The organism is Pseudomonas sp. (assembly GCF_050739995.1).
Lineage (GTDB): Bacteria > Pseudomonadota > Gammaproteobacteria > Pseudomonadales > Pseudomonadaceae > Aquipseudomonas.
The window spans coordinates 1-1,844 of the sequence record NZ_JBOICG010000436.1 but is presented as its reverse complement, the minus strand read 5'-3'; the positions used below and the strand labels follow the sequence as shown (position 1 = coordinate 1,844).

Annotated in this window: 2 protein-coding genes; one reads left to right on the top strand and one right to left on the bottom strand. The window is 57.4% G+C overall.

Going from position 1 to position 1,844, the window contains the following annotated elements; genetic code table 11:
* Nucleotides 1-194 (bottom strand): S4 domain-containing protein (locus ACRESD_RS14520; RefSeq protein WP_431751545.1); only part of this gene is annotated, 194 nt, incomplete at its 3' end.
* Between the two features lie 759 nt (nucleotides 195-953).
* Here ACRESD_RS14520 and ACRESD_RS14515 point away from each other — a divergent pair.
* On the top strand, nucleotides 954-1,844 hold an 891-nt coding region (locus ACRESD_RS14515; RefSeq protein WP_431751544.1), incomplete at its 3' end, for an Rne/Rng family ribonuclease.

Below are 1,844 nucleotides of genomic sequence, written 5' to 3'. Positions count from 1 at the left end.
GCCTGCAGCTTGTACTCGGGCTTGATCCGGCCCTTGTTCACGCGCACTTCGCCTTTTCGCAAGATGCGGTAAATCAAGGTCTTGGGCACGCCTTTGAGCCTGGCCAGGAGAAAATTATCGATGCGTTGGCCGGCATATTCCGGCGAGACCTCAAGCAGCTGGACGCTGGGGGTCTGGGGGTCGGGAGTCGTCATGGCGGCGATGATAACAATTTTTTATGGAATTGAAGCACTTAATCATTGCTGCTATAGTCGCGAACGCCGCCAAAAGCGGCCTGGCCAGAGGACTTGCGGCAAATAGCCGGCCCTGACCATCGCAATTCATCAGGACGCGAGGCCGTCCTACGGGGCTTTCGCCACCTTGGAAGGCTCGGGATTGTAACAAGCGCAGGTGACATGAGGCCTGAAGCGAGTGCAGAAAGCAGAGTGAATACTCGCGTTTTGCGCCGATATTTACGGCCAGTTCACAAAGTGCAGTCAGTCTTGAACCAGACCATGGCGAATGCTTCGGAAACAACGCCTGTTAAGAGCTGAGTGAGAGCGCAATCGCCCACACCTAGTCTTGTTTAGCCATGAGCGTGGACTCCCCATTGGAGAACACGGTAAATGCCAACCCGCTGCGGATTCTGCGCGCGGCAGCACCCGAATTATCAGGGATACGTGTAGGGTGGAGATGCACAACCGTCGGACCGTGTAGCACTAGGCTTATATTTAGACGCTTCATCTCGTCCACAGTCGCCGGTTGATTCCTCCTCCTGACCTTAGCTTTTGTTGAAGTGGTGCCTTTGTCACCACCGCTAACAAGCAGGACGCGTCCGTCGCGATACCAGCCCAATTGGCCGGTGTTTGCTGGACACTGGAGTGGCCAACCACTCTTGACGCACCTGACACCGACCGTGAGAAGTCGTGTGTGCCGAACGCCGTTTCCGGCAGCCCGGAAACCGACGGTACAACATGAAAAGAATGCTGATTAACGCAACTCAACCCGAAGAGTTGCGTGTTGCACTGGTAGATGGCCAACGCCTCTACGACCTGGACATCGAATCCGGTGCACGCGAGCAAAAGAAGGCCAACATCTATAAAGGCCGTATTACTCGCATCGAACCAAGCCTTGAGGCTGCCTTTGTCGATTTCGGCTCCGAGCGCCACGGCTTCCTGCCCCTGAAAGAAATCTCCCGCGAATACTTCAAGAAATCCCCTGAAGGCCGCGTGAACATCAAGGACGTCCTGAGCGAAGGCCAGGAAGTCATCGTTCAGGTAGAAAAAGAAGAACGTGGCAACAAGGGCGCCGCCCTGACCACCTTCATCAGCCTGGCTGGCCGCTATCTGGTCCTGATGCCGAACAACCCACGCGCTGGTGGCATCTCCCGCCGCATCGAAGGCGAAGAGCGCAACGAACTGCGTGAAGCGCTGAACGGCCTGATCGCACCCGCCGACATGGGCCTGATCGTTCGCACCGCCGGCCTGGGCCGCAGCAGCGAAGAAATGCAGTGGGACCTCGACTACCTGCTGCAACTGTGGACCGCCATCAAAGAAGCGTCCCTGGACCGTTCCGCGCCGTTCCTGATCTACCAGGAAAGCAACGTGATCATCCGCGCCATCCGCGATTACCTGCGCCAGGACATCGGCGAAGTGCTGATCGACAGCGTTGAAGCCCAGGACGAAGCCCTGACCTTCATCCGCCAGGTGATGCCGCAGTACGCCAGCAAGATCAAGTTGTACGAAGACAGCGTCCCGCTGTTCAACCGTTTCCAGATCGAAAGCCAGATCGAGACCGCCTTCCAGCGCGTGGTCGAACTGCCTTCCGGTGGCTCCATCGTGATCGACCCGACCGAAGCCCTGGTG